Origin of the sequence: Marinobacter sp. DS40M6, assembly GCF_028581595.1 — a bacterium.
In the GTDB taxonomy this organism is placed as follows: domain Bacteria; phylum Pseudomonadota; class Gammaproteobacteria; order Pseudomonadales; family Oleiphilaceae; genus Marinobacter; species Marinobacter salarius.
Genome location: NZ_JAFCAE010000001.1, coordinates 364,329 through 387,550 on the forward strand (window position 1 = coordinate 364,329; position 23,222 = coordinate 387,550).

The following is a 23,222-nucleotide window of genomic DNA, read 5'->3' on the forward strand; positions in this document are numbered from 1 at the left end:
AAACCCAGGAAAAATCAGGGTAAATCGTCGCGACAACTGTTGTTAACTAAGGGTATGGGGGTGTTTTATTTTTCAATAAAGAAAATGGTGTCTGAGCGAAGCGAGTTCATTTTCATTTGAAAAATAAAACACCCCCATGCCCCTCCCCTAAACCCCCAGTCCAACCCAAAGCCAAAGCAAAGAATAAACATTGCACCCAACCCAAACCTGTATAAAATGCGACCAACCCAACCACGCACCCAACCCAAATGAAACTGGTCTCCTTCGACATATTCCGCACCCTCGGCTTCCCGAATACCAAAACCCTAAAGCCCGAACAATTCCTGGCCCACAAAGAACTGCTTAAAGATGCAGACTGGGTACTGTTCCCGGAATACTGGCAGCTGAATGCCCTCGTACACGGGCTGAAATGCCGCGTTTTCCCCAGTGTCGCCAGCTATCGCATCGGCCACGACAAGGTGGAAATGACCCGGGCTTTCCAGACGGTCGCACCTGAGCATACCCCTTGGACTCTGATTAAAGCCAACGGCCCGGAGGAACGGCAGGCGGTGTGGGATGCCATGGTCGTGCCCTTTGTAGCCAAGCTGCCCAAGGCCAGCATGGGCGAAGGCGTGTGGTTGATTGAAAACAAAGCCGACTGGCAGCGTTATTGCGAGCGGACCCATGTTCTTTATGCCCAGGAATACCTGCCGATTGATCGGGATGTGCGGGTAGTGATTGTCGGGGACAACGTGGTATCCGCCTACTGGCGAACCCAGGCGGACCAGGGGTTCTACAATAACGTGTCGCAGGGTGGGCGCATCGACCGGGGGCCAGTGCCTTCCGTGGTAACCGATCTGGCACTGCGCCTTGCGCGGGAGCTGGAGGTGGATCACGCGGGGTTTGATATTGCCCTGGTGGAGGGGTATCCCTATGTGCTTGAGTTCAATCGGCTATTCGGCAATCAGGGACTCGGTCAGGGTAGTGATCTGAAAACTGCGATTCTGGATTACCTGCAGCGCCAGGACGAGCCCGAAGACCCGAACGGCCCCACCGGGCCGGCGCCGTTGTGGCCAGTCGCAGTGTGAGCTGAAGGCAAACGGGCCAGACGGTGGTTATGGGTAGATATGCTCATATCACGCCCCCGGAAAAGAACCGATGATCGCGCGATTGACGGGTACCGGATCGGTACCTATGTTGTTTGAACGACCCGTTTGCCCTTTGGAGGGAAACCCTATCCATGACCGAATCCACCAACGCCATCATCACTGACTACTACGACGCCGAGACCTTTGCCCGTATCAAGGCATTTGCCGATACCAAGGACACGCCCTGCGTCGTGATTGATACCGCGACCATCAACCGCCAGTACGATGAACTGGTGGAAGGCTTTCCCTATGCCAACGTCTACTATGCGGTGAAGGCCAACCCTGCCCCGCAGGTTCTGACGATGTTGCGGGACAAGGGCGCCAGCTTTGATATCGCGTCGGTGTACGAACTCGACAAGGTCATGGGCCTGGGTGTGACGGGCGACCGCATCAGTTACGGCAACACCATCAAGAAGGCCAAGGATATCCGCACCTTCTACGAGCGAGGTGTTCGCCTGTACGCGACGGATTCGGAAGCGGACCTGCGCAACATCGCCAAGGCGGCTCCGGGCTCGAAAGTGTATGTTCGCATCCTGACCGAAGGCACCCTGACCGCTGACTGGCCGCTGTCCCGCAAGTTCGGCTGCCAGACCGACATGGCCATGGACTTGCTGATCCTGGCCCGCGATCTGGGCCTGGTGCCTTACGGCGTCTCTTTTCACGTGGGTTCCCAGCAACGGGAAATCGGCGCGTGGGACGCCGCCCTGGGCAAGGTGAAGGTGATTTTCGAGCGTCTGAAGGAAGAAGACGGCATCGAACTGAAGATGATCAACATGGGCGGCGGCTTCCCGGCCAACTACATCACCCGTACGAATGACCTGAAAACCTACGCGGAAGAGATCAAGCGTTTCCTGGATGAGGATTTTGGCGATGATTTGCCGGAGATTATTATCGAACCGGGCCGCTCGCTGATTTCCAACGCAGGTGTTCTGGTAAGTGAAGTGGTGCTGATTTCACGTAAATCGCGTACTGCCCTACACCGTTGGGTATTCACCGATGTTGGTAAATTCGGTGGCTTGATCGAAACGCTTGATGAATCCATCAAGTTCCCGATCTATACAGAGAAATCCGGCGAAGGCGAGGACTGTGTAATTGCAGGCCCAACCTGCGACAGCGCCGATATCATGTACGAACACCACAAGTATCCGTTGCCGCTGAATCTGGCCATCGGCGACCGCATGTACTGGCTGTCCACCGGTGCCTACACCACGACGTACAGTGCCATAGAGTTTAACGGTTTCCCCCCGTTAAAGGACTATTACATCTAAGCCAGCGGTAAGGACGTGGGGTGGGGGTATATTTTCCGCCAGAAATGGGTGTCTGAGCGAAGCGAGTTCCATTTCCAAGGAAAAAATACCCCCACCCCGCGGCCCGGCAAAGCATAGATCAATGGCACCAGACAGAGGGTCAACTTTCGGGTTGGCCCTTTTGTCGTTTCAGGTCCAGGGTAAAAGTCAGGGGAAGAACCAGAGCGCAATAGGCGATGATAAAGATAATGGCGTATCGGGCGTCGTTGCCCCAATCGGCCAGTAACCCGCCGATCATGGGAACAGAAAACGCCACTGTGTAACCAACCAGAAAGTTTCCTGCTGAGAGTCGCCCCGTTTCTCTTGATTCCACCAGTACAGGGGGTAAAGCCACCAGCAGGATCAGCAGAATGCCGGCCGTGAAGCTCATAAACGTTGCGCTGGCTATTGACCACCAGCCAGTGAAGACGACCGTTCCCACTGTGCCCAGGATGCTGCAGGTTGCCATCACCATGATGGGGCCTTTGAGGCCTACCCAATATCTCGCCATTTTCAGCATGACCAGGGAGGCGATCACCTGGGCGAAGTTATACCAGAACAAGGCGTCCGCCAGCATGTCGAAGTTGCCTTGTTGCTCCAGGATATTGCCCATGTAGGCGTTAAGGCCGAAGAACAGGGAGCCTGACAGGCCCAGCAGCAGGCCAATTCGCAGAGTCAGTGGGTTTTTCCAGTCGGGTAGCCAGGCCGGTTTTTTCACCGGCCGTGCCATTTCCCGGCGGGGAAGGAACAGAGCGGCAGCGACCAGCAACGCGGGCAGTGACCAGGCCAGCAGGGTGGCGCGCCAGCTGTCGTCCATCAGTGGCATCAGTACCGGGAGGGTGATGCCGGCGCCGATGAACTCGCCCATCAGCATGCCGTTCATGTAGATAGCGGAGCCGATGGCCAGATGTTTGGGTTCGAGCCAGCGTGGCAGGAGTGCCGGCAGGGAGGGCTGCATCATGGCCACACCCAGGCCCATGACGGCACTCGCCAGCATAAGCGTGATGGTATCGGGTGACAGCCCGCGACCGGCGGAACCGATGACCATGATCACCATGGCCAGCGCCAGGGTATTGCGTGGGCCCATCCGTGCGATGGCCAGGGAACCGGGCATGGAACCGACAGCCAGCATCAATATTGGAAGAGTGGTGAGCGCACCGGTCAGAGCCTGGGACAGGCTGAGTTCGTCGCTGATGAACGGCGCCAGGGGAGGTGCAACCAATACCGGTATGCGCAGATAAACACCGGCCAGCCAAAGCAACACCGCCACCGGGAGCAGCTTGGCTGCCGGTGGCGGTGTTGTTGTGCCTGAAACGTCAGCCACTGGGGCCGGGCTTAGTTGTCGCCGGTGTCCGGGAGATAGGCGCCGTCTTCGTCGTGGACTTCACGGCCGGTGACGGGCGGGTTGAAGGCACAGATCAGTCGCATGTCTTCGGTGCCACCACGCAGCGTATGCGGGTCGTTCTTGTCCAGCGCGTAAAGCGTGCCATCGGAAATCTCGTGGGTTTCGCCAGTGGCCTTGTCGTAGATGCTGCCGTTACCGGCGACACAATATACAGCTTCAAGGTGATGCTTGTACCAGAGGTTCAGCTCGGCGCCCGCAGGGATGATGGTCTCGTGGAATGAAAAGCCCATGCCGTCTTTTTTCAGCAGCATGCGGCGGCTGGTCCAGCCCGGCCCTGATACTTCGCGCTCGGAGCCGATGATGTCCTGAACTCGTACAATTTTCATACTTATCCCTCGCTGTGTGATGGAGCAGCCTTACAGTATAAACATCCCCGTCAGGTTCGGTTCAACCGCCAATCGTCGTAGGCGTCCAGCGACTGCTCGATGGCGACTATAAAGGCTATCCTCATTTTGTCATCCAGGGCGCGCTTTTTCCGGCAACGTTCAAAGGCCTGATGGATGGTCCGGCGTTGCCTGCGGTCGAGTTGCTCAAGCCAATGGTCATCGGCAGGTTCAAGATCCAGCAGTTCCCGGCCGGCATGATTTCGGTGGCTGATATGCCACCAGTGATTAACGGCCCTTCCTAATACAACATAGCCGAATTGGCTGTCTTGTACAGGCCCGAAGGTGGCGGTCCTGAGCCCATTTTTCAGTACACCGGTATTGAGCACCGGCAGTGCCAGGCGGTCGCCGTAAAAATAGCTGCCTGCGGCACCGATCAGCCCGCCTACCAGGGCTCCGGCGCCCAGTGAATGGCCAAGGGTCAACGCATCCACCCCGGCCCCGCTCACGGCACCGGCCCCGAAGCCTGCGGTGGCCAGGTAGCGGCGGTTTACTCCCCAGGCTTTGTGGCTGTCTTCGCTGAACAGGTCGTGTTCACTGTGCCATTCCAGTTCCGCTTCCTGTCGTTGTACACGGTGATGCTCGTAGAGCTTCTCAATGGCAATTCGAAGGTGCTGTTCCCGTTTTCTCTGGTTGTCATACCAGCTTTTGCGCAACTGTGCGGCCAGGTCGTGATCGGAGATTTCGCTGGTCTGGAGTGTGGTCAGTGTCCGTTTTTCGCGGAAGGACATCATGTCTTCCAGGCTACGGGCGATGAGTGTGGCCGCTTGGGTGCGGCGTTGCCGTCTCTGCGCCGAGAGAAACGCCGTCGCGCTGTCCAGGGGCTGCTCCCAGTCCGGCTCAAGTTGCCCAAAGGCTCGCAACAGGCTGAGGTGTTGCTCGAAGGGCGCGCGAACCGCATCAAAGGTCCGGACAACCTGGAAAAACTGGCCGAGCGCCCTGGCCCAGGTGTCGCTGTAGTCGTCTTCACCAATACTGTTGATCAAGGCGAGGCTCGGCCGGCCGGTCCAGCGCAGGATGGTCATCTCCGCTTCATGCTGGGTGCTGTAGGGAACCGAACCGTCAACCACGTAGATGATGCCCGCGCCTTCAATGAGCGGTTGCAAGAGCTCGCATTCATCGACAAAGCCGTTGTCCTGGCGGTGTTGGACCACAAAGGCCTCGACGGTTTCGGCCCGGTCAGAGGCAGACACGCTGTGGGCTTCAAGCCATTCCAGGACACGCCGGGGGCGTTGGAACCCCGGCGTGTCCACCAGTGTGTACAGTGTCTTGCCATCGACAGCCAACGGATAGGCCTGATGTTTACGGGTGGTTCCAGGCTCCAGCGCGATGGCAATGGCGTCGTTCTGGGACAGCGTGGCCACAATGCTGGATTTGCCCTTGTTGGGGTGGCCGACCACGGCAAACACGGGGGCTTTCATTATTCGTCCTGGTCCTGCAGTGCGCGGTGCATAAGGATATCCGGCGGTGTTGTAATCGGCGTGCTGACCACCATCCTCTCATCCTCCGTACGCTCCGCAAACCGCAGCCACTGGCTGAGTTGATGGTCCGGTGGCGACTGGTCTGGTTGAGCTGCCATCGGTACCAGCGCAATGGTGGTCTGCCTTGGCCATGTTTCGCGGGCCTGTTGTAGAAAATCCGCAAGCTCGCCGGTGGGTGGTTCCCAACTGCGGGTGACGATAATGGCCGCGGGAGTGAGAGCACTGGTCAGTCGTTGGTTTGCCAGTTCGATGATGTGATGGTCGTGCTCGAGCGAGGCGCTACCGCCGGCGGCGAGGGGCTCCTGGTCTCCTGCGATGATGGTTTGCGGCAGCGCTGGCCTGCCGGCTTCCGCCCAGCGAATAATAGCCTGGGCCCTGGGGATAGGCTGCAATTTCGCAGACGTTGTCGTATCCGGTTGGTCGGCGGCGTCATTGTGGCGATTGCCCGTGTCCACGGTGGGTGTCTCCATGCGGTACTGGAGGGCGACCCAGCCATGATGGGCTCGGAGCGCCTTACGCGCGCGCATTTGGGGATGAACGATCGCCACCATCAGCAGAGCGAGCCGGGGCAGGACGACATAGATCATCCAGACCATTGCCACGAACGGCCACCAACTCCCCCAGAGGGCCGGATCGGTCGTTGTGGAAGACTGGCTGCGGAAGAACCGGGTGGCATCCACCAGTTCGCGGTCCGGCATCGCCGCAGGCCACAGATGCTGCCAGGGTGTGGCGATGGCGGATAGCATGCGGTAGTAGCTGTCGGTGCCGGTATTCAGGGTGGTGCTCCAGCCAAAGGCGAGATCCTGGATCACCACCAGTACCAGCAGGGTTATCAGTCCGGCGACACCAAACGCCAGTCCGCCGGTATGGGCGGCACGGGCCATTAACAGTGGTTGCAGTGTTCGCAGGGCGCCCGAGGGGCGTGCGACCGCAAACTTCCTCAGCAGCCAGCGCCAGGGCTGCCAGCCGGCAAAGGCCTGGACAGTGGTAACCACAGCGAGGATGCACTGGAGCAGCACGAAGGCCAGGATCACCGTCAGATTGATTCGCTGGCCACCGTCGTAGAACAGTAGCCCCAGCATGGCCAGCGTTCCGGCAACGAGCCCCGCCAGGGCAAAACCTGTGGTCACCCTTCGCCAGAATTTCAACGGGTCATCGGTCGGTCTACGGCGGGACAGGCGCCTGACATGTTCAAGCCACCGATCCGGACCCGGGCTGACGCCCTGGTTGTGGCAGTCCAGGGCAAAACGGCGATCCCGCCGGTGCAGGAACACCGGGTTCTGGTCGCGGTCGCGCTGAACCTGATTGTCGAACTCCAGTAATCGTCGAATGGCGCTGTCTGGCATCGAGTATCCTGATCGACTGGGCGGTGAGAGCCGCCGCGGAATGCTAGGATAAGGGTCTAGGATGATAAGGGTATCCCATAAACCGGTGTCGGACCTACCATGACCAACCACCTCATGAACCTTCGTCACGTCCCCGACGACGAGGCGGACGAAATACGCGAGCTGTTCGAGACGCACAACGTGTCCTACTACGAGACGCCTCCCAGTCGCTGGGGTATCAGCATGGGTGGATTCTGGGTCCACGACAATGAGGAGGCCCAACGAGCCCGGGAATTGCTGCAAACCTACCAGCAGGAGCGCCTGCAGCGTCAGCGTGACGCTTACGAGGAGGATCTGGCGGCGGGCCGGGTCGGCGGATTCTGGCATCGGCTTCGCCGCAAGCCGGTGACGACCCTGGCGGCTTGCCTGGCCATCGTTGTCATCCTGGCATTAACAATTGCTCCGTTTGTGACTCTTTAGTCACTCCGGCCGCTTTTCCGTGTGCCGGATCAGGAAGTCTGTGGCTTTCTCAACAGCATTGCCGGCCGTCAGGAAACTGGTGATGTGGCCTCGCAGGTGCATCAGGTAAAGCTCACTCTCAACGTGATGCTCCGCAAGGCGTGCCCGAAAATCCCGCGCCTGATCCGCAGGCACCAGCATATCCTGGGCGCCATGGAACAGGAAAAACGGAGGCGTGCCGGCGGTAATGTGGGTGATCGGCGAGGCGGCCTCATAAACACCCGGAATGTCCTGCAGATCACCGCCCAGGAACTGACGGATCAGCTTTCCGGACCCGAAGGTTCGCAGGTCGGCTGGCAAGCCACCGGCAACAACAGCCACCGGCCGCGCGTCCGCGCCTCCGTGTGGTTGGTTCAACGGGTGTTGGCTTTCGGCAATCACGGCCAACAAGCTGACCAGGTGAGCGCCGGAAGAAAAGCCAAATGCACTGATCGCATTCCGGTCCAGGTTGTAGGCTCCCGCCCTGGCATGAAGCCAGTTCATGGCTATCTGAAGATCGTGGAGTTGCGCCGGGAAGGTGTGTTCAGGTGCAAACCGATAATCAATGTTCATCACGGCAAAGCCCCGGCCGGCCAGGTGCTCTGCGATCCATGTCATGTCCTTCCGCGAACGCCGTTCCCAACCACCGCCATGCACCAGGAGTACTGCAGGTGCGGGGTCGGGGCTGTCTGGCAGATAAAGATCCGCCTGGAGCTCCTGAGGCCAGTTGTCCGGGGAATAGGTGATGCCAGTTGTGGTGCGAAAGCCGGTATCGGGTACCGACACCGTTTCCGCTGGCGCGTTCAGGTGTGAGGCGCAGGCAGATAGCAAGGTGCTGGCGGCCAATGCCAGCAGGCGGTTGATGTGCATGGACTCTCCGTTCATCCGGGCGGAAACGAAGACTTATACGTCTCGAATATGACCACGGATGCATTGTGCGGTGCTCAGCGCTGTCCTGAAAACGGGACACTGTCCTGGCTTCAGGACAATGTCGCGAGACGGCCCGTAGAGGGCATTTCCGCCCACCTCCCCCTCTAACCACTGTCCGGAAATCCGGAAATAGTGCTTGAGAATTAGAGCAATTCAAAGAAAAAGCAATGAAAATCAACGTCCTGCTGTATTGGCACAGGATACGCATGGCCCCTGTCATGGTACCCGGCTTCGTTCGTGTACGCCGGGTTCTCATGTCTAACAAAAACAACAGGGAACAACCTATGAAAACGCTATTTCAGTACACGCTGATTGGTGCGGTGGCTCTGACGGGTACCGCCTGCAACGACAGCAGCAAGAAACCGTTCAACCAACTCCCGGGATTCATCCAGGGAGAGGTCCATTCCACCCAGTATGATGGCGTCACCGATGATCTCCTGACCGGTGGCCTTGGCGCCAGCGGCCTGGCCAGTGCAACGGCACCGGCCTTTGATGATCCGCTCAACCCCACGCCTGAAGAACTCCGGACGCTGGCCATCTACAACAACTATCGGGCTCTTGTGGACACCGTGCCCGGTGGTGGTTACGGCGAATTCTTTGGTCCCCAGGTCGATAGCAGTGGTGAGGGGCTGATTGCGGGTAATGAATACCTGGCTTACATGACGGTTAATGGCAGTGATGTGCCGGTGACCGTGATGGTCCAGGTTCCGGCCAGTTTCGACCCCGAGCAGGCCTGTATGGTAACGGCGCCCTCGTCCGGCTCCCGCGGCATTTACGGCGCGATCGGCACCGCCGGCGAATGGGGCCTGAAGAAAGGCTGCGCCGTGGTCTACACCGACAAGGGCACGGGAACCGGTTCCCACAACCTGGCCACCAACTCTGCCCAGCGTATCGACGGTACTCTTACCCAGGCGGATGAGCCGGTGCAGTTCCGGGCCGATCTGGATGCCCAGGCGCGGGCTGATTTTGATGCCGCCTGGCCGGACCGTTTCGCCTACAAGCACGCTCACTCCAAGGCCAACCCCGAGGCTGACTGGGGGCGGCATGTACTGCAGTCGATTGAATTCGGCTTCTATGTGCTGAACGAGGAATTCGGGCAGGAAACCGGAAATGGTCGCAAAGTGATCAAGGTGAAGCCGAAGGATACCCTGGTGATTGCGTCCAGCGTTTCCAACGGCGGTGGGGCTTCGGTCCGTGCCGCTGAGCTTGACGATAAGGGGCTGATCGACGGGGTGGCGGTGTCGGAGCCCAACGTCAATCCGCAGGTGGATACCAGCTTTACCATCCGCCAGGGCAGTGGCCCCGAACTGGCCGAACACAGCCGCAGCCTGCTGGATTACACCACGGCGCTGGCGGTGTATCAGGGTTGCGCGAACATTGCACCGGAAGTGCGTGATGTGGCGCCACTGAACGCCACATTCAACAACTTCACGATTGCGGAGAACATCTGTAACTCGCTGGCCAACAAGGGCCTGGTGACAGGCGCTACCACCGACGACCGCGCCTCCGATGCGCTGCGCATCCTGGAAGAGGAAGTGGGTATCCAGCCGGAGCAGAACCTGCTGGCACCGGTTCATTTCGGGCTGGCGGTTGCCCAGAGCATCTCCACCACCTATGCCAACGCCTACGGTCAGGCCGGTGTTGAGGACAGGTTGTGTGATATCAGCCTGGCGGCTACGGGGGCTGGCGGAGCGGTCACGCCGATCACTGCGGCGCAGGAAGCAGCGCTGTTCTCCGCGAGTAACGGTATTCCCCCCAGTGCCGGGGTGAATCTGGTTTACGACGGTGCCGAAGGTCAGCCCACCAATCTGGGTGCCAGTGCATCGCCCAGCACCAGTCAGCAGGATTACGGTCTGGATGCTCTGCTGTGTCTGAGAAGCCTTGCCCTGGGCACCGATGCCGTGACCGGAAGCCCGCTGTCGGGTGATGCCGCGGAATGGTCAGAGCGTATTGCTGATGGCGTTGAGCAAATTCGCGCGTCTGGCAACCTGCGGGGCAAGCCAACGGTCTTTGTGACCGGTCGTGCCGACGCCATCCTGCCCATCAACCACACCTCGCGGCCCTATTTCGGGCTGAACCAGCGGGTTGAGGGCAGCAACAGCAAGCTGAGGTATTACGAGATTCTCAATGCCCATCACCTGGATGTCCTCAACGGCTTCCCGGGTATTGCGGATCGGTATGTGCCGCTGCATCACTACTTCTTCCAGGCCCTGGATCTGGTGTGGGCGAACCTTGCCGACAAGCAGGCCTTGCCGCCCAGTCAGGTGGTCAGAACAGTACCGCGTGGCGATATGGCCACCCCTCTGTCTGAGGCTAACCTGACCCCGATCGATCCTGCCCCGGATGCCGGCGACCGCATCGTGTTCGCTGACGATCAGGTACAGATTCCAGACTGACACACCTGTCGGTCGGCCCGGGCAGGTTCCGGGCCGGCATTGTTTGCCCCTGTTCCGGGGGCGCCATATACTTCCGTCTCTGCACCCGGTTCGCCGGGTGCTCTGGATATTGCCATGAATAACATCCAACCCGGTGGTACAGGGTACATGACAGAGCTGTTTACCGAGAATAACAAGAGTGGCCTGACCAGGGATCTGATCGAGGCACTGTTTCCCATGTTTGAGGAAGCCAGTGCCGGCGCGATTGCGGTTGATCACCAAAGCCGTATTACCTGGATCAACAACAGTTATGCCCATCTGCTCGGGTTGGAAGACCCCAGGGCCGTCATCGGTAAACCTGTTCGCCAGGTGATCCCCCAGAGCCGCATGCCGGAAGTGGTGGAAACCGGTAAACCCTTGCTGCTCGATATCATGGAGCACAGCAAGCAACAACTGGTGGTGACCCGGCTGCCGTTTTATGACGACGAAGGGCGCATCATGGGGGCGGTGGCGTTTGTGCTGTATGACGACCTGCAACCGCTGACGCCGTTGGTGGCCAAGTACCGTCGCCTGCACCAGGATCTGGCCGCAGCCCGCAAGGCGCTGGCGAAGAAAGCGCGTGGCACTCGCTACAACCTCGCCGACTTTGTGGGGGCCAGTCCCGCAGCGCTGGAGGTGAAGCGCCGGGCCCGATTGGCGGCCGGTCGTGACATGCCGGTGTTGTTGTTGGGAGAAACCGGCACAGGCAAGGAGGTGCTGGCGCAGGCCATTCATTCCGTTTCAACCCGTGCCGAAAAACCTTTCGTGGGCGTGAACGTTGCGGCTATTCCAGACAACCTGCTGGAAGCTGAATTTTTCGGCGTGGCACCCGGAGCCTACACCGGGGCGGATCGCCGCACCCGGGAAGGCAAGTTCCAGCTCGCCAACGGCGGCACCCTGTTTCTGGATGAAGTCGGGGATATGCCACTGCCGTTGCAGGCAAAACTGCTGCGGGCGTTGCAGGAAGGTGAGATTGAGCCTCTGGGCTCCAACAAGGTGGCCTCGGTGGATGTGCGGGTCATTGCCGCGACCAGTCGCAACCTGGAGGCGATGATTGCCGAAGGTGAGTTCCGGTCGGACCTGTATTACCGGCTGAACGTGCTGGAAATCCCTATTCCTCCGTTGCGGGACCGCCTGGCCGATCTGGGCGTGCTGTGTGAGGCCCTGCTGGGTGAAATCTGCGACGGTCTGGAGATGCGGGGTGAAATCACCGACGCTGGTGTGGCAGCTTTGGGCGGTTACGACTGGCCCGGTAATATCCGTGAGCTGCGCAATGTGCTGGAGCGGGCCCTGACCATGGGTGAAGACGGTGGTCTGCTGGACGCCGATGCCATTTTCAAGGTGTTGCCCCGCAATGGCAACCGGCCAGCCTCATCGCTGGTGCCACAGCCAGTGCGTCCACTGGCTAAAACCCTGGCCGATGCCGAAGCCCAGGCAATTGAAGAAGCGTTGGTCGCCAGTCGTGGTAATCGTACCCGGGCAGCCAAACTGCTGGGTATTTCGCGTTCGGTGCTTTACGAAAAACTCGCCAAGATGTCCTGAAATCAGGACACCTGTCCTGTTATCCGTACAAACCCCTACGACGGATGTCTATATGCGTCCGGTTTTCCGGACTGTCTGTCATGTGCGATGTCTTTCCTCGTTTTTATCTGTTTGATAAATAACAAAATATTGTGATTGGCACAGTGCCTGCTATATCCCGGATGCAGGACGTCAGAACAACGCAGAAAACAAGACTGGCGCTATCGTTGGACCCAAAACACATCTTGTCTGTCTCGTTTCCTGCGATGTCTGACTACACTCAGATAAGGCCCGTCGGGAACGTTCCTGTTTGGCCGAATACAACAACAATGCTAGGAGACTTGCCAATGAAACTCTTCAAGGCACTTACCGGTATCGCCGGTGCGATCGCCCTGACTACCGGATCGGCGTTCGCAGATGACCTGCGCTGGAAAATGCCGGTCGCCTTCGCCACTAACCTGCCCGGCCTGGGGTCACCTGCTGCCTGGGTCGCCGACAACCTCAATACCGCTTCCGATGGCAGCATCCAGGTTCGGGTCTACGAGCCCGGCAAGCTGGTACCTGCGTTCGATATTCTGCAGTCGGTTTCCGATGGCAAGGTATCCGCCGGCTACACCTGGATTGGTTACGACCAGGGCAAGGTGCCAGCGATTCCCTTGTTTGCCGCTGTTCCGTTCGGCATGAAGCCACCCGCCTATATCGGCTGGTATTACTTCGGCGGTGGGCATGAAATGCTGCAGGAAACCTATGCCAATAAAGGCTTCGATGTACACGCACAACTGTGCGGCATCATTGGGCCTGAAACAGCGGGTTGGTACTCCAAGCCCATCGAAACACTGGAAGACTACAAAGGCCTGAAGATCCGCTTCGCCGGCCTGGGTGGCAAGGTTCTGGAGAAGCTTGGCGCGTCCGTCACCATGATGCCCGGCGGCGAGCTTTACCAGGCACTGGAGAAAGGCACCATTGATGCCACCGAATTCTCCATGCCCGCCATCGACCAGATTCTCGGCTTCAATCAGGTGGTCAAGTACAACCTGTTCCCGGGCTGGCACCAGCAGTTCACGGCTCAGTATATGCTGATCAACAAGGATGAGTGGGCTCGTGCGACTGACGCCCAGAAGGCGCTGGTTGAGGCTTCTTGCACCGCAGCGACCACGCGTGGTCTCGCAGAAGGCGAGTACAAGAACGGCAAGGTTCTGGCCGAGTTCCAGGACAAGGGCGTTCAGGCCGATCAGATCCCCCGCGACGTTCTGCTCAAGCTGAAGGAAGTAACTCAGGAAGTGCTCGAAGAAGAAGCCTCCAAGGATGCTGACTTCAAGCGCGTCTATGAAAGCCAGCAGGAGTTCATGGAATCCTACAAGGTGTGGGACACCCGCGCCTATGTTCCGGCGGACCTGTAAGGTTCGGGGCTGACCCCGAGATGCCGACCAGAGTGTCGGTATTCTCTGATTAAGTCTGGATGGCCCTTCGGGGCCATCCTTGTTTCACGGCAGGCTTTCTGAACGAGGAACTGTTGTATGACAGTGTCTGATAAAGGCTCACCGCCCGATGTGCATGCATCGGCGTCGGACGCCGGTCAATTTATTCATCATCACACGGAATTCCCGACGACCTGGCTCAGCCAGTTTATGGACGGTGTAATTTCCGCAATAGGCAAGAGTGCTTCCTGGCTCTGGATCGTGGTCACCGGCGTGATCATCTATGCAGTGGTAGGTCGCTATGCCTTTGGCATGGGTTCGGTCACTCTGGAAGAAGTCCAATGGCATCTGGCCGGTGCAGGCTGGTTATTGGGGTTGGGCTATACCCTGGTGACGGATGACCATGTCAGAGTCGATGTGATCCATGAGCGCCTGTCTCTCAGGGGCCAGGCCTGGATCGAACTGCTCGGACTTGTATTCCTGCTGTTACCGTTTCTCGGGCTGGCAGTTTACGAAATGATCCCCTATGCCTTCAGTTCCTGGGCCCAGGGCGAGACCAGCCAAGCGCCTGCCGGGCTTCCTTATCGCTGGATTCTCAAGAGTATCCTGGCACTGTCTTTTGTTCTTCTGATTCTGGCAGCGCTATCCCGTCTGCTGAAAGTCACTGCTCTGCTTTTCGGTTTTCCGAAGCCAATTCGGATCGAGTCCGGGGATAACAATAAAGAGGATGCGTCCTGATGGAGCTTGAAACCCTTTTCGTAATCGGCATGTTCCTGACATTTGGAGCATTGTTGATGACCGGTTTTCCGGTTGCATGGGTGTTGGGTGGCACCGCAGTTATCTGGACCGTTGTCGGTGTAATCGCCGTCGAGAATTTTGGAGCAAATCTGTGGTTTGACTATTCCTCCTCCATGGGGCTCGTGCCCGAGCGGATATGGAAGGTTGTAAACAGCGAGACTCTTGTTGCTCTGCCCATGTTTATTTTCATGGGCATCATGCTTGACCAGTCCGGGGTGGCTGAGCGTTTGATGAACAGTATGGTCAAACTGTTTGGCGCTGTTCGCGGCGGCTATGCGGTAACCGTGATTGTTATCGGCGTACTGCTGGCCGCGACCACGGGTATCATCGGTGCGTCCGTTGTGCTGCTGGGCATGCTATCCCTGCCCGTGATGATGGAGAACAAGTACGACAAGGGATTTGCTGTGGGGACGGCCTGTGCGACTGGAACCCTGGGCATCCTGATTCCTCCGTCCATCATGCTGGTATTGATGGCGGATCGGCTGGCGGTTCCTGACGCGTCAGTTGGCGATCTGTTTATGGGTGCGTTCTTTCCTGGCCTTATGCTGGGGGCCATGTACGTGGCCTACGCCATTATCCGCCCAATGCTGCAACCGCACATTGCGCCGGTGCCCGAGGGTACTGAGAAAGTGACCTGGGGCATCGTCTGGGAAGTGGCAAAGGCCGTTGTGCCGACAGCCGCGTTAATTCTGGGCGTGCTGGGTTCTATCTTTGCCGGAATCGCAACACCAACGGAAGCCTCCGGTGTTGGCGCATTGGGCGCTTTGCTGTTGGCGCTGATGTCGGGTCGCCTGAGCATGAAAGTGCTCAACTCTTCCATGCAGCAGACAACCCGCACGGCGGCGTTCATTTTTGCCATTTTCCTGGGTGCCACGGCGTTCTCTGTCGTCCTCCGGGGGCTGGGTGGTGACCAGGTTATCGAGGACGCTCTGCTGGGACTGCCTTTCGGCCCCTATGGCGTGATTCTTACCATCCTGTTTGGTGTCTTTCTGCTCGGCTTCTTCCTGGATTGGGTCGAGATCACCCTGATCATCCTGCCGTTGGTGGCACCGGTGGTTCAGCAACTGGGCTTTGATCTGGTGTGGTTCACCATCCTCTTCGCCATGTGCCTGCAGACGTCGTTCCTGACGCCACCTGTCGGCTTTGCACTGTTCTACATCAAGGGTGTGGCACCGCCGGAAATCAAGGTGACCGACATCTACAAGGGCGTCATACCCTTCATCATTATTCAGCTGGTGGCTCTGGCGATTGTCTTCCTGGTGCCCGAAATCGCGACCTGGCTGCCTAGCGTGGCTTACGACTAAGGAGAGAGAAACATGCGTCTAGAAAACCGGATAGCCCTGATCACCGGGGCGGGGCGCGGAATTGGCCGGGCCATAGCCGAACATTATGGCCGTGAGGGCGCCCGGGTGGCCGTGGCCGACCTCACCCTGGAAAGCGCCCAGGACGCCGTTGATTCCATTGAAAAGGCAGGGGGCACCGCCATGGCCCTGGCCATGGACGTTACGGATGAGAAGGCGGTTGACCAAGGCGTGGCCGCCATCGTGGAAAAATGGGGTGGCCTCGACGTGGCCCTGGCCAACGCCGGTATCCAGCATATCGACCCATTGCATAAACTGGCCTTTGCCGACTGGCGTAAAGTGATGAATGTTCATCTGGACGGGGCGTTTCTGGTAACGCGAGCAGCCCTCAAACAGATGTACGCCAGTGGGGGCGGGACCATGTTGTATATGGGGTCTGTCCACTCCCTGGAAGCGTCTCCCCTCAAGGCGCCCTACGTGGCGGCGAAGCACGGCATGCTGGGCCTGTGCCGGGCGGTGGCGAAAGAGGGTGCCGAGCATGGTGTGAGTAGTAACATCATCTGCCCCGGTTTTGTCAGAACGCCCTTGGTGGACAAGCAGATCCCGGAGCAGGCCAAGGAGCTGGGCATTTCCGAAGAAGAGGTCATCAGTAAGGTTATGCTGAAGAATACCGTCGATGGCAAATTCACCACCCTGGAAGACGTCGCCGAGCTGGCAGTGCACCTGGCGGCCTTCCCCTCGGCGGCACTGACTGGCCAATCCATTGTGGTCAGTCACGGCTGGCATATGCAGTAAGCAACAGGAGAGACGGATGAGCAACACAGAACAATCACCAGTGGTCTGGTCTCCTTCGCAGGACACACTGAAACACTGCCAGATGGGCCAGTTCCAGGGTTGGCTGGAGCAACAGGGTTTCGGCCCGTTTGCCGATTACCACGCCCTCCACCGGTGGTCCATTGAGAACCTAGAGACCTTCTGGCAAAAGGTATGGGACTACTGTGGCCTGGTATGCGACACGCCAGCCGATGCGGTTCTGGGCAAACGTGATATGCCCGGCGCGGAGTGGTTCCCAGGTATGAAACTCAACTTTGCGGCCAACCTGCTGCGGTTGGCGGAAGGCGACCACGCCGAGCGCGAAGCGGTTGTGGCCTACTGCGAAACCCGCCCGGTACTGCGCCGCACCTACGCTGAATTGAAAGCGGACACCGGTGCCCTGGAAGCCTTCCTGCGCAACAAAGGGATTCGACAGGGTGACCGCGTGGCCGGTGTGGTCACCAATGGTTATGAGGCCCTTGTGGGTATGTTGGCGGCCACCAGCCTGGGCGCCGTCTGGAGTTCCGCGTCACCGGATTTCGGCGTGGGCGCCATCCTTGATCGCTTCGGCCAGATTGAGCCGGCAGCGCTGATCGTGGTCAACGGCTACGGCTATGGCGGCAAGGTCTTCAACCGCCAGGATGACTTCGCCGGCCTGATTGACGGCCTGCCCAGCCTGCGCTGCGTTGTCAGCATCGAACAGCTGCCAGGCGAACCCGCCGTCGCTGGCGACAAGGTTACCCACTGGGACGAGGCCCTTGCCGAGGGACAGGGCCAGGCGCCCTCCTTCACACCGTTGCCACCGGAGCACCCGGTGTACATCCTCTATTCCTCCGGCACCACCGGCAAACCCAAGTGCATCGTGCATGGCAACGCTGGCCTGCTGGTCAACCACGCCAAAGAACTGATGCTCCATGGCGATGTCGGCCCCGACGACCGCTTCCTGTACTTCACCACCTGCGGCTGGATGATGTGGAACTGGCAGGCGTCTGCCCTGCTGACTGGCGCGGCCGTCATCACGGTCGACGGCTCACCTGGCTACCCGGACCTGAACTATCTATGGCAGGTGGTGGCCGACGAGAAAGTCACCCATTACGGCACCAGCGCACGGTTCATCGCCGGCTGTCGCAAGGCTGAACTGGCCCCGGCGAAAAACCTGGACCTGACGGCCTTGAGAGTCGTCTTCTCCACTGGCTCACCCCTGTTGCCGGAAGACTATGACTGGATCTACAGCGACGGCGCCCCCAACGTATTGCTGGGCTCCATCGCCGGCGGCACCGACATCTGCGGCTGCTTCGTGGGCTCCACACCGCTGTTGCCGGTGCGCCGTGGCGAAATCCAGTGCCGCTTCCTGGGCGTTGACGCCGTGGCCTACGGCGACGACGGCCAGCCCGTCAGTGGCGGTCGAGGCGAACTCGTCTGCCGGCAGCCGCTGCCTTCCATGCCCGTCGCCTTCTGGGACGACCCCGGCAACGAGCGCTATAAAGACGCCTACTTCAACACCTTCCCGGATGTCTGGGCCCACGGCGACTTCATCGAATTCACCGAACACGGCGGCGCCGTCATCTACGGCCGTTCAGATGCCACCCTTAACCCGGGCGGTGTGAGAATCGGTACCGCTGAGATCTACCGCCAGGTGGAAACCGTGGCGGAAGTCAAAGACAGCCTGGTTGTTGGTCGTCAGATCGAAGGTGACGTGGAAGTGGTCTTGCTGGTGGTCCCGGCAGAGGGCCAGGCCCTCACCGACGACCTTCAGAAAAACCTCAAAACCCGCATCCGCCAGGGCGCAAGCCCGCGCCACGTACCGAAACACATCATCCAGGTGCCGGATATTCCCTACACGCGCAGCGGCAAGAAAGTAGAGCTGGCGGTGGCGCGCCTGATCAACGGTTCCAACAAAGCCGACAACCGGGATGCTCTTGGCAATCCGGAGGCGTTGGACCGGATTCGGGAATGCCTAGACGAGGCGGGGTTGTTGCCGAAGGGGTGAGTTAGCTCGTAGGTCGTATAGAGCGTAGCGAAATGCGACGGGGGCTGATGTTTGAGCCTTGTTGTTGGATTACGGCTTCGCCTAATCCGACCTACGGTGGCTGCTGTAACCGGCGGGCATGCATGAAATTTGCCGAGCGCTGGGGGTAGGGGCAACCAAAACTGTGCGGAGCCATGGATGGCGGAGCCCAAGCGCCACAGGGATGTGCTTGAGCGTGTTTTGGTTGCCCCTACCCCCAGCGCGATACTCCCAAACCTAAATGTCCGAAAGTTTCGTAAATTCCTGCCTTTTCATCACCCTGTAACGGCTTTTAGCGAACTTTTAGTCGGTTCTTATACTAAGATCGTAACCAGAATTGGCAAAAAAATGCTATCTTAGTAGGTCTATCAAAAGTTCCCGAATCAGTCATCGCTCAAGCCAGACGTTCACAAGACGGCTGACCCTGCGGTGACCGTCCTGAACTCACCCATCAGCCTGAGGACGAAAATGACATCATCCAAAGCCAAGATCATTTACACACTGACCGATGAGGCCCCCGCCCTCGCGACACGGTCACTTCTTCCCATCCTCGAAACTTACGCCAAGCCCGCAGGCATCGAGTTCGGCACCAGCGACATCTCGCTTGCTGCCCGTATTCTCGCGCTCTTCCCTGATTACCTGGAAGAGAAGCAACAAGTCCCGGATGACCTCAAAGAGCTGGGTGACTACACCAAGGACCCGGAAGCCAACATCATCAAGCTTCCCAACATCAGTGCCTCAATTCCCCAGCTGCGGGCTGCCATCAAGGAGCTTAACGACCAGGGTTACAAGGTTCCCGAGTACAAGGAACACCCTGAGTCAGACGAAGAGAAAGAAATCCACGCCCGCTACTCCAAAGTCCTGGGCAGCGCGGTAAACCCGGTCCTGCGTGAAGGCAACTCCGACCGTCGTGCTCCGACCGCCGTCAAGGCCTTTGCCCGTAAACATCCCCACACCATGGGCGAGTGGAGCCCGGCGTCACGCACTCACGTGGCCCACATGCGCGGTGGTGATTTCTACTCCAACGAACAGTCACTGACACTGGACAAGGCCACCAACGCCCGCATCGTCTTCGAGAACGCCAAAGGTAAGCAGACCGTTCTCAAGAGTGAGCTGGCACTGCAGGAAGGCGAAGTGCTGGACGGCATGTTCATGAGCTGCAAGGCGCTGCGCAAGTTCTTTGATGATTGCATTGAAGACTGCGAAAAAACCGGTGTGATGTTCTCCCTGCACGTCAAAGCCACGATGATGAAGATCTCCCACCCGATCGTCTTCGGTCACGCGGTAAAGATCTTCTACAAGGAGCTGTTCGACAAGTATGGCGAACTGTTTGACGAACTGGGCGTGAACCCCAACAACGGTCTTTCCAGTGTGACGGACAAGATCAAGCAACTGCCGGAGTCCAAGCAGGAGCAGATCCTTGAAGACCTGCACGCCTGCTATGAGCATCGTCCGGAAATTGCCATGGTAGATTCCGTCAAGGGCATCACCAACCTGCACGTACCCAGCGACGTCATCGTTGATGCCTCCATGCCGGCAATGATCCGTAACTCCGGCAAGATGTGGGCCCGGGACAACAAGCTCAAGGACACCAAAGCGGTGATGCCTGAAAGCACCTACGCCACCATCTATCAGGAAGTGATCAACTTCTGCAAGACCCATGGCGCGTTTGATCCCACCACCATGGGCACGGTGCCGAACGTTGGTCTGATGGCGCAGAAGGCCGAGGAATACGGTTCCCACGACAAGACCTTTGAAATCAAGGAAGACGGGGTTGTTCGCGTTATTGCTGAAGACGGCGCCGTACTGACTGAGCACAAAGTCGAGAAGGGCGACATCTGGCGTGCCTGCCAGACCAAGGACCTGCCGATCCGTGATTGGGTCAAGCTGGCCGTTAACCGTGCCCGTGCCACCGGCATGCCCGCCCTGTTCTGGCTCGACGATGAGCGCCCGCACGACGCTGAGCTGATCAAGAAAGTCGAAATGTACCTCAAGGAGCACGATACCGACGGCCTGGATATCCTCATCAAGTCGCCAGTACGTGCCATTCGCTGGACCATGGAGCGACTGATTCGTGGTCTGGATACCATCTCGGTCACCGGTAACGTCCTGCGCGACTACCTCACCGACCTGTTCCCGATCCTGGAGCTGGGCACCAGTGCCAAGATGCTGTCCATCGTGCCCCTGCTCAACGGCGGCGGCCTTTACGAGACCGGTGCTGGCGGTTCCGCGCCGAAGCACGTTCAGCAACTGCTGCAGGAAAATCACCTACGCTGGGACTCGCTGGGTGAGTTCCTGGCGACGGCTGTTTCCCTGGAAGAACTGGGTGAGAAGCAGAACAACGAACGTGCGCGCCTGCTGGGCCTGACCCTGGACAAGGCCACCGAGCGCCTGCTGGAGAACAACCAGTCACCGTCGCGCAACACCGGTGAACTGGACAACCGTGGCAGCCACTTCCATCTTGCCCGTTACTGGGCAGAGGAACTGGCCAACCAGGATGACGACAAGGATCTGAAGGACTTCTTCGCGAAGCTGTCGAAGCAATTGGAAGACAGCAAGGACAAAATCCTGGAAGAAATGAGTGTGATCCAGGGCCATCCGGCCGATATCGGTGGTTACTATCACCCACCGGCCGAGAACGTCTGCAAGATCATGCAGCCCAGTGAGACCTTCAATCGCATTCTCGAAGAGGCTCGCGCTCAGGTAAAGTAAGTCTATAAAGCCTGGCAAAACCCGGACGGTGGAAGCACCCTCCGGGTTTTTTTATGCCTCATCAATTGCAATATTCGCTCGACGGCGGCGCCGTCTGTGTCTATTTTCAGGGTGTCATGCCTTCGATTTGGGCCCGAGGTGTTCACACCAACAGGGAAGCAGCCGGAACCCGGGGAAACTGTTTAGATGGAGAAACTTCAAGGCCGTCCTACGCCGCTGCGACGTTCGTTGTGGGTTGTTGGAACCTACTTGCTGGTGGGATGGTTGTGGATTACGTTTTCCGACTATCTGGTGCAGCAATGGTTTCCCGATCCGGACGTAGTTAGCAGGATACAAACCTACAAGGGCGCGCTTTTCGTCCTGGTGACCGGGCTCGCACTTTTCCTGTTGTTGATTCGACAGTTCACCAATGACCGGAAGTTGTTGTCGCTCTACCGCCATCAGCGCAAGGAAAATCGGGAACTGAGCCAGTTCCGTGAAAGCGTGATTGAGCGCGCCAATGTCTGGATCAACGTGTTGGATCCGGAGGGCCGGGTGGTACTCTGGAACAAGGCCGCGGAAGACATCAGCGGCTATCCCAGGGAGGCAGTGATCGGGTCCGATGAGATCTGGCAGCTGCTGTATCCCGATGAGGAAAACAGGGCCAGAATCCGTGAGAGGGCGAACGAAATTCTCCGCGATGAGGGCGAGGTTGTCGGTTACGAAACCTGGATAACCACCCGCGATGGACGTGAGAGACAGCTGTCCTGGAACTCGCGCAGCCTGCGGAATGAAACGGGTGAACTCGCAGGGTCAATCGCTATCGGACAGGATATTACCGATATTCGCCAGGCGGAGACTATGGCCCGTCAGCGTGAGCGCCAGTTAGCCACCATACTGGATAGCCTGCCCGGCATGGCCTACCGCTGCCTATACGATGAGCACTGGACCTTGATATCCGCCTCCAAAGGCTGTCGTCAGCTGACCGGCTACGAGCCGGATGAACTGATCAACAACAAAGTGATCAGTTTTGCCGAGCTGATCGCAGAAGGCATCGATGAGGCGACGCTGCAAGCAGTGGACCTGGCCGTCGGCAATGCGGAGCTGTTTTCCATCGAGTATTCCCTTGTTCGCAAGGATGGAACTCGGATCTGGGTCTGGGAATGCGGCCGCAGTGTCGAAGGTGAGGGTGAGCTGGTGCTTGAGGGGATTGTGCTGGATATCTCTGACCGTAAAGCACTTGAAAACGAGTTGTCCGAGATGGCGGCCCGGGACCCGCTGACAGGGTTGCTGAATCGTCGGGAGATGGCCCGGTTGCTGGATGAGGAAATTGTCCGTGCCACGCGCTATGGTCGAAACCTGGCGTTGCTCTGGGTCGACTTTGACCATTTCAAGCACATCAATGACTTGTACGGGCACGCCGCTGGCGATTCCGTGCTGAAGGCGGTTAGCGCATTGCTGGCAGAGAGCGTGCGGAGTGTGGATAGTGTCGGTCGGTTTGGCGGCGAAGAGTTTGTTATCCTGTTGCCGGAAATGGACTATCGCGAGGCTCTGGATACCGCAGAGCGACTGCGCCGACTGGTGAGTGATGCCCCACAGTCTCTGGGGAGTGGCAACACGGTCGCACTGACCGTCAGTATCGGCGTTTCCGTATTTCCCGACCATGGTGAAAGCGCCGATACCCTGTGCGCGGCAGCCGACAGGGCCATGTATCAGGCCAAGGCCGATGGCCGCAATCAGGTGGTACTGGCACCCTTGACCGAGGAAGCCCATAATCCCTGAAGACGATGTGCTGGATGAGTTGACGCAGCCAGGCCCGCTAT

At 58.7% G+C, this 23,222-nt stretch carries 17 protein-coding genes; 12 read left to right on the forward strand and 5 right to left on the reverse strand.

The features are described from left to right. Positions 1–248: 248 nt before the first annotated feature. Positions 249–1,067 (forward strand): ATP-grasp domain-containing protein, encoded by an 819-nt coding sequence (locus tag JJO78_RS01605; RefSeq protein ID WP_127402053.1) that lies wholly within the window; start codon positions 249–251, stop codon positions 1,065–1,067. Positions 1,068–1,219: 152 nt separating this feature from the next. After that, a complete protein-coding gene (locus JJO78_RS01610; RefSeq protein WP_126810903.1) occupies positions 1,220–2,395 on the forward strand; it encodes a type III PLP-dependent enzyme in 1,176 nt (391 codons plus the stop codon). 139 nt (positions 2,396–2,534) lie between these two features. Here JJO78_RS01610 and JJO78_RS01615 read toward each other — a convergent pair whose 3' ends face one another. Genes JJO78_RS01615 through JJO78_RS01630 form a run of 4 tightly spaced genes read right to left on the reverse strand, consistent with a single transcriptional unit; the run spans position 2,535 to position 7,028 of the window. Next, positions 2,535–3,737, reverse strand: a complete 1,203-nt coding sequence (locus tag JJO78_RS01615) for an MFS transporter (protein WP_085678174.1) — start codon at positions 3,735–3,737, stop codon at positions 2,535–2,537. Between the two features lie 11 nt (positions 3,738–3,748). Further along, on the reverse strand, positions 3,749–4,144 hold the full coding sequence (locus JJO78_RS01620; RefSeq protein ID WP_007155480.1) for an ectoine synthase: 396 nt from the start codon (positions 4,142–4,144) through the stop codon (positions 3,749–3,751). Between the two features lie 50 nt (positions 4,145–4,194). After that, on the reverse strand, positions 4,195–5,625 hold the full coding sequence (locus JJO78_RS01625; protein WP_091642632.1) for a GTPase/DUF3482 domain-containing protein: 1,431 nt from the start codon (positions 5,623–5,625) through the stop codon (positions 4,195–4,197). Then, on the reverse strand, positions 5,622–7,028 hold the full coding sequence (locus JJO78_RS01630) for a DUF2868 domain-containing protein (RefSeq protein WP_127402055.1): 1,407 nt from the start codon (positions 7,026–7,028) through the stop codon (positions 5,622–5,624). Before JJO78_RS01630 ends, JJO78_RS01625 begins: the two co-directional genes overlap by 4 nt. A gap of 99 nt (positions 7,029–7,127) precedes the next feature. Here JJO78_RS01630 and JJO78_RS01635 point away from each other — a divergent pair, with 99 nt between their 5' ends. After that, on the forward strand, positions 7,128–7,487 hold the full coding sequence (locus tag JJO78_RS01635) for a DUF6164 family protein (RefSeq protein ID WP_075196369.1): 360 nt from the start codon (positions 7,128–7,130) through the stop codon (positions 7,485–7,487). Here JJO78_RS01635 and JJO78_RS01640 read toward each other — a convergent pair whose 3' ends face one another. Then, positions 7,488–8,375, reverse strand: a complete 888-nt coding sequence (locus JJO78_RS01640; protein ID WP_081899282.1) for an alpha/beta hydrolase — start codon at positions 8,373–8,375, stop codon at positions 7,488–7,490. It lies immediately after the preceding gene. A 344-nt stretch (positions 8,376–8,719) separates the two neighbouring features. Between JJO78_RS01640 and JJO78_RS01645 the strand changes: the two genes are divergently transcribed. The 9 genes from JJO78_RS01645 (at position 8,720) to JJO78_RS01685 (ending at position 23,181) form a co-directional block, all read left to right on the forward strand. Beyond that, the gene (locus JJO78_RS01645; RefSeq protein ID WP_075196441.1) at positions 8,720–10,831 is read left to right on the forward strand and encodes a 3-hydroxybutyrate oligomer hydrolase family protein; all 2,112 of its coding nucleotides are present in this window, start codon (positions 8,720–8,722) and stop codon (positions 10,829–10,831) included. A gap of 114 nt (positions 10,832–10,945) precedes the next feature. Then, a complete protein-coding gene (locus JJO78_RS01650) occupies positions 10,946–12,391 on the forward strand; it encodes a sigma-54 interaction domain-containing protein (protein ID WP_227662330.1) in 1,446 nt (481 codons plus the stop codon). 326 nt (positions 12,392–12,717) lie between these two features. Next, the gene (locus tag JJO78_RS01655) at positions 12,718–13,770 is read left to right on the forward strand and encodes a TRAP transporter substrate-binding protein (RefSeq protein WP_036207728.1); all 1,053 of its coding nucleotides are present in this window, start codon (positions 12,718–12,720) and stop codon (positions 13,768–13,770) included. Between the two features lie 117 nt (positions 13,771–13,887). Beyond that, positions 13,888–14,526 carry a TRAP transporter small permease subunit gene (locus tag JJO78_RS01660; protein ID WP_075196368.1) on the forward strand — a complete coding sequence of 213 codons (639 nt, stop codon included), beginning with the start codon at positions 13,888–13,890 and terminating at the stop codon, positions 14,524–14,526. Continuing rightward, positions 14,526–15,890, forward strand: coding sequence for a TRAP transporter large permease (locus JJO78_RS01665; RefSeq protein ID WP_075196367.1), 1,365 nt, complete (start codon positions 14,526–14,528; stop codon positions 15,888–15,890). The genes JJO78_RS01660 and JJO78_RS01665 overlap by 1 nt, the downstream gene beginning before the upstream one ends. Positions 15,891–15,902: 12 nt before the next feature. Continuing rightward, positions 15,903–16,682 carry a 3-hydroxybutyrate dehydrogenase gene (locus JJO78_RS01670; RefSeq protein WP_075196366.1) on the forward strand — a complete coding sequence of 260 codons (780 nt, stop codon included), beginning with the start codon at positions 15,903–15,905 and terminating at the stop codon, positions 16,680–16,682. A gap of 16 nt (positions 16,683–16,698) precedes the next feature. Beyond that, positions 16,699–18,690, forward strand: coding sequence for an acetoacetate--CoA ligase (locus tag JJO78_RS01675; protein WP_075196365.1), 1,992 nt, complete (start codon positions 16,699–16,701; stop codon positions 18,688–18,690). A gap of 486 nt (positions 18,691–19,176) precedes the next feature. Next, a complete protein-coding gene (locus JJO78_RS01680) occupies positions 19,177–21,420 on the forward strand; it encodes an NADP-dependent isocitrate dehydrogenase (RefSeq protein WP_075196364.1) in 2,244 nt (747 codons plus the stop codon). 186 nt (positions 21,421–21,606) lie between these two features. Continuing rightward, positions 21,607–23,181, forward strand: a complete 1,575-nt coding sequence (locus JJO78_RS01685) for a sensor domain-containing diguanylate cyclase (protein ID WP_075196363.1) — start codon at positions 21,607–21,609, stop codon at positions 23,179–23,181. Positions 23,182–23,222 lie beyond the last annotated feature (41 nt).

Excerpts from the sequence above, each read along its gene's own strand:
- JJO78_RS01605 (WP_127402053.1), top strand. The coding sequence starts at position 249 with ATGAAACTGGTCTCCTTCGACATATTCCGCACCCTCGGCTTCCCGAAT.
- JJO78_RS01610 (WP_126810903.1), top strand. The coding sequence starts at position 1,220 with ATGACCGAATCCACCAACGCCATCATCACTGACTACTACGACGCCGAG.
- JJO78_RS01620 (WP_007155480.1), bottom strand. The coding sequence starts at position 4,144 with ATGAAAATTGTACGAGTTCAGGACATCATCGGCTCCGAGCGCGAAGTA.
- JJO78_RS01630 (WP_127402055.1), bottom strand. The coding sequence starts at position 7,028 with ATGCCAGACAGCGCCATTCGACGATTACTGGAGTTCGACAATCAGGTT.
- JJO78_RS01635 (WP_075196369.1), top strand. The coding sequence starts at position 7,128 with ATGACCAACCACCTCATGAACCTTCGTCACGTCCCCGACGACGAGGCG.
- JJO78_RS01640 (WP_081899282.1), bottom strand. The coding sequence starts at position 8,375 with ATGCACATCAACCGCCTGCTGGCATTGGCCGCCAGCACCTTGCTATCT.
- JJO78_RS01645 (WP_075196441.1), top strand. The coding sequence starts at position 8,720 with ATGAAAACGCTATTTCAGTACACGCTGATTGGTGCGGTGGCTCTGACG.
- JJO78_RS01650 (WP_227662330.1), top strand. The coding sequence starts at position 10,946 with ATGAATAACATCCAACCCGGTGGTACAGGGTACATGACAGAGCTGTTT.
- JJO78_RS01655 (WP_036207728.1), top strand. The coding sequence starts at position 12,718 with ATGAAACTCTTCAAGGCACTTACCGGTATCGCCGGTGCGATCGCCCTG.
- JJO78_RS01660 (WP_075196368.1), top strand. The coding sequence starts at position 13,888 with ATGACAGTGTCTGATAAAGGCTCACCGCCCGATGTGCATGCATCGGCG.
- JJO78_RS01665 (WP_075196367.1), top strand. The coding sequence starts at position 14,526 with ATGGAGCTTGAAACCCTTTTCGTAATCGGCATGTTCCTGACATTTGGA.
- JJO78_RS01670 (WP_075196366.1), top strand. The coding sequence starts at position 15,903 with ATGCGTCTAGAAAACCGGATAGCCCTGATCACCGGGGCGGGGCGCGGA.
- JJO78_RS01675 (WP_075196365.1), top strand. The coding sequence starts at position 16,699 with ATGAGCAACACAGAACAATCACCAGTGGTCTGGTCTCCTTCGCAGGAC.
- JJO78_RS01680 (WP_075196364.1), top strand. The coding sequence starts at position 19,177 with ATGACATCATCCAAAGCCAAGATCATTTACACACTGACCGATGAGGCC.
- JJO78_RS01685 (WP_075196363.1), top strand. The coding sequence starts at position 21,607 with ATGGAGAAACTTCAAGGCCGTCCTACGCCGCTGCGACGTTCGTTGTGG.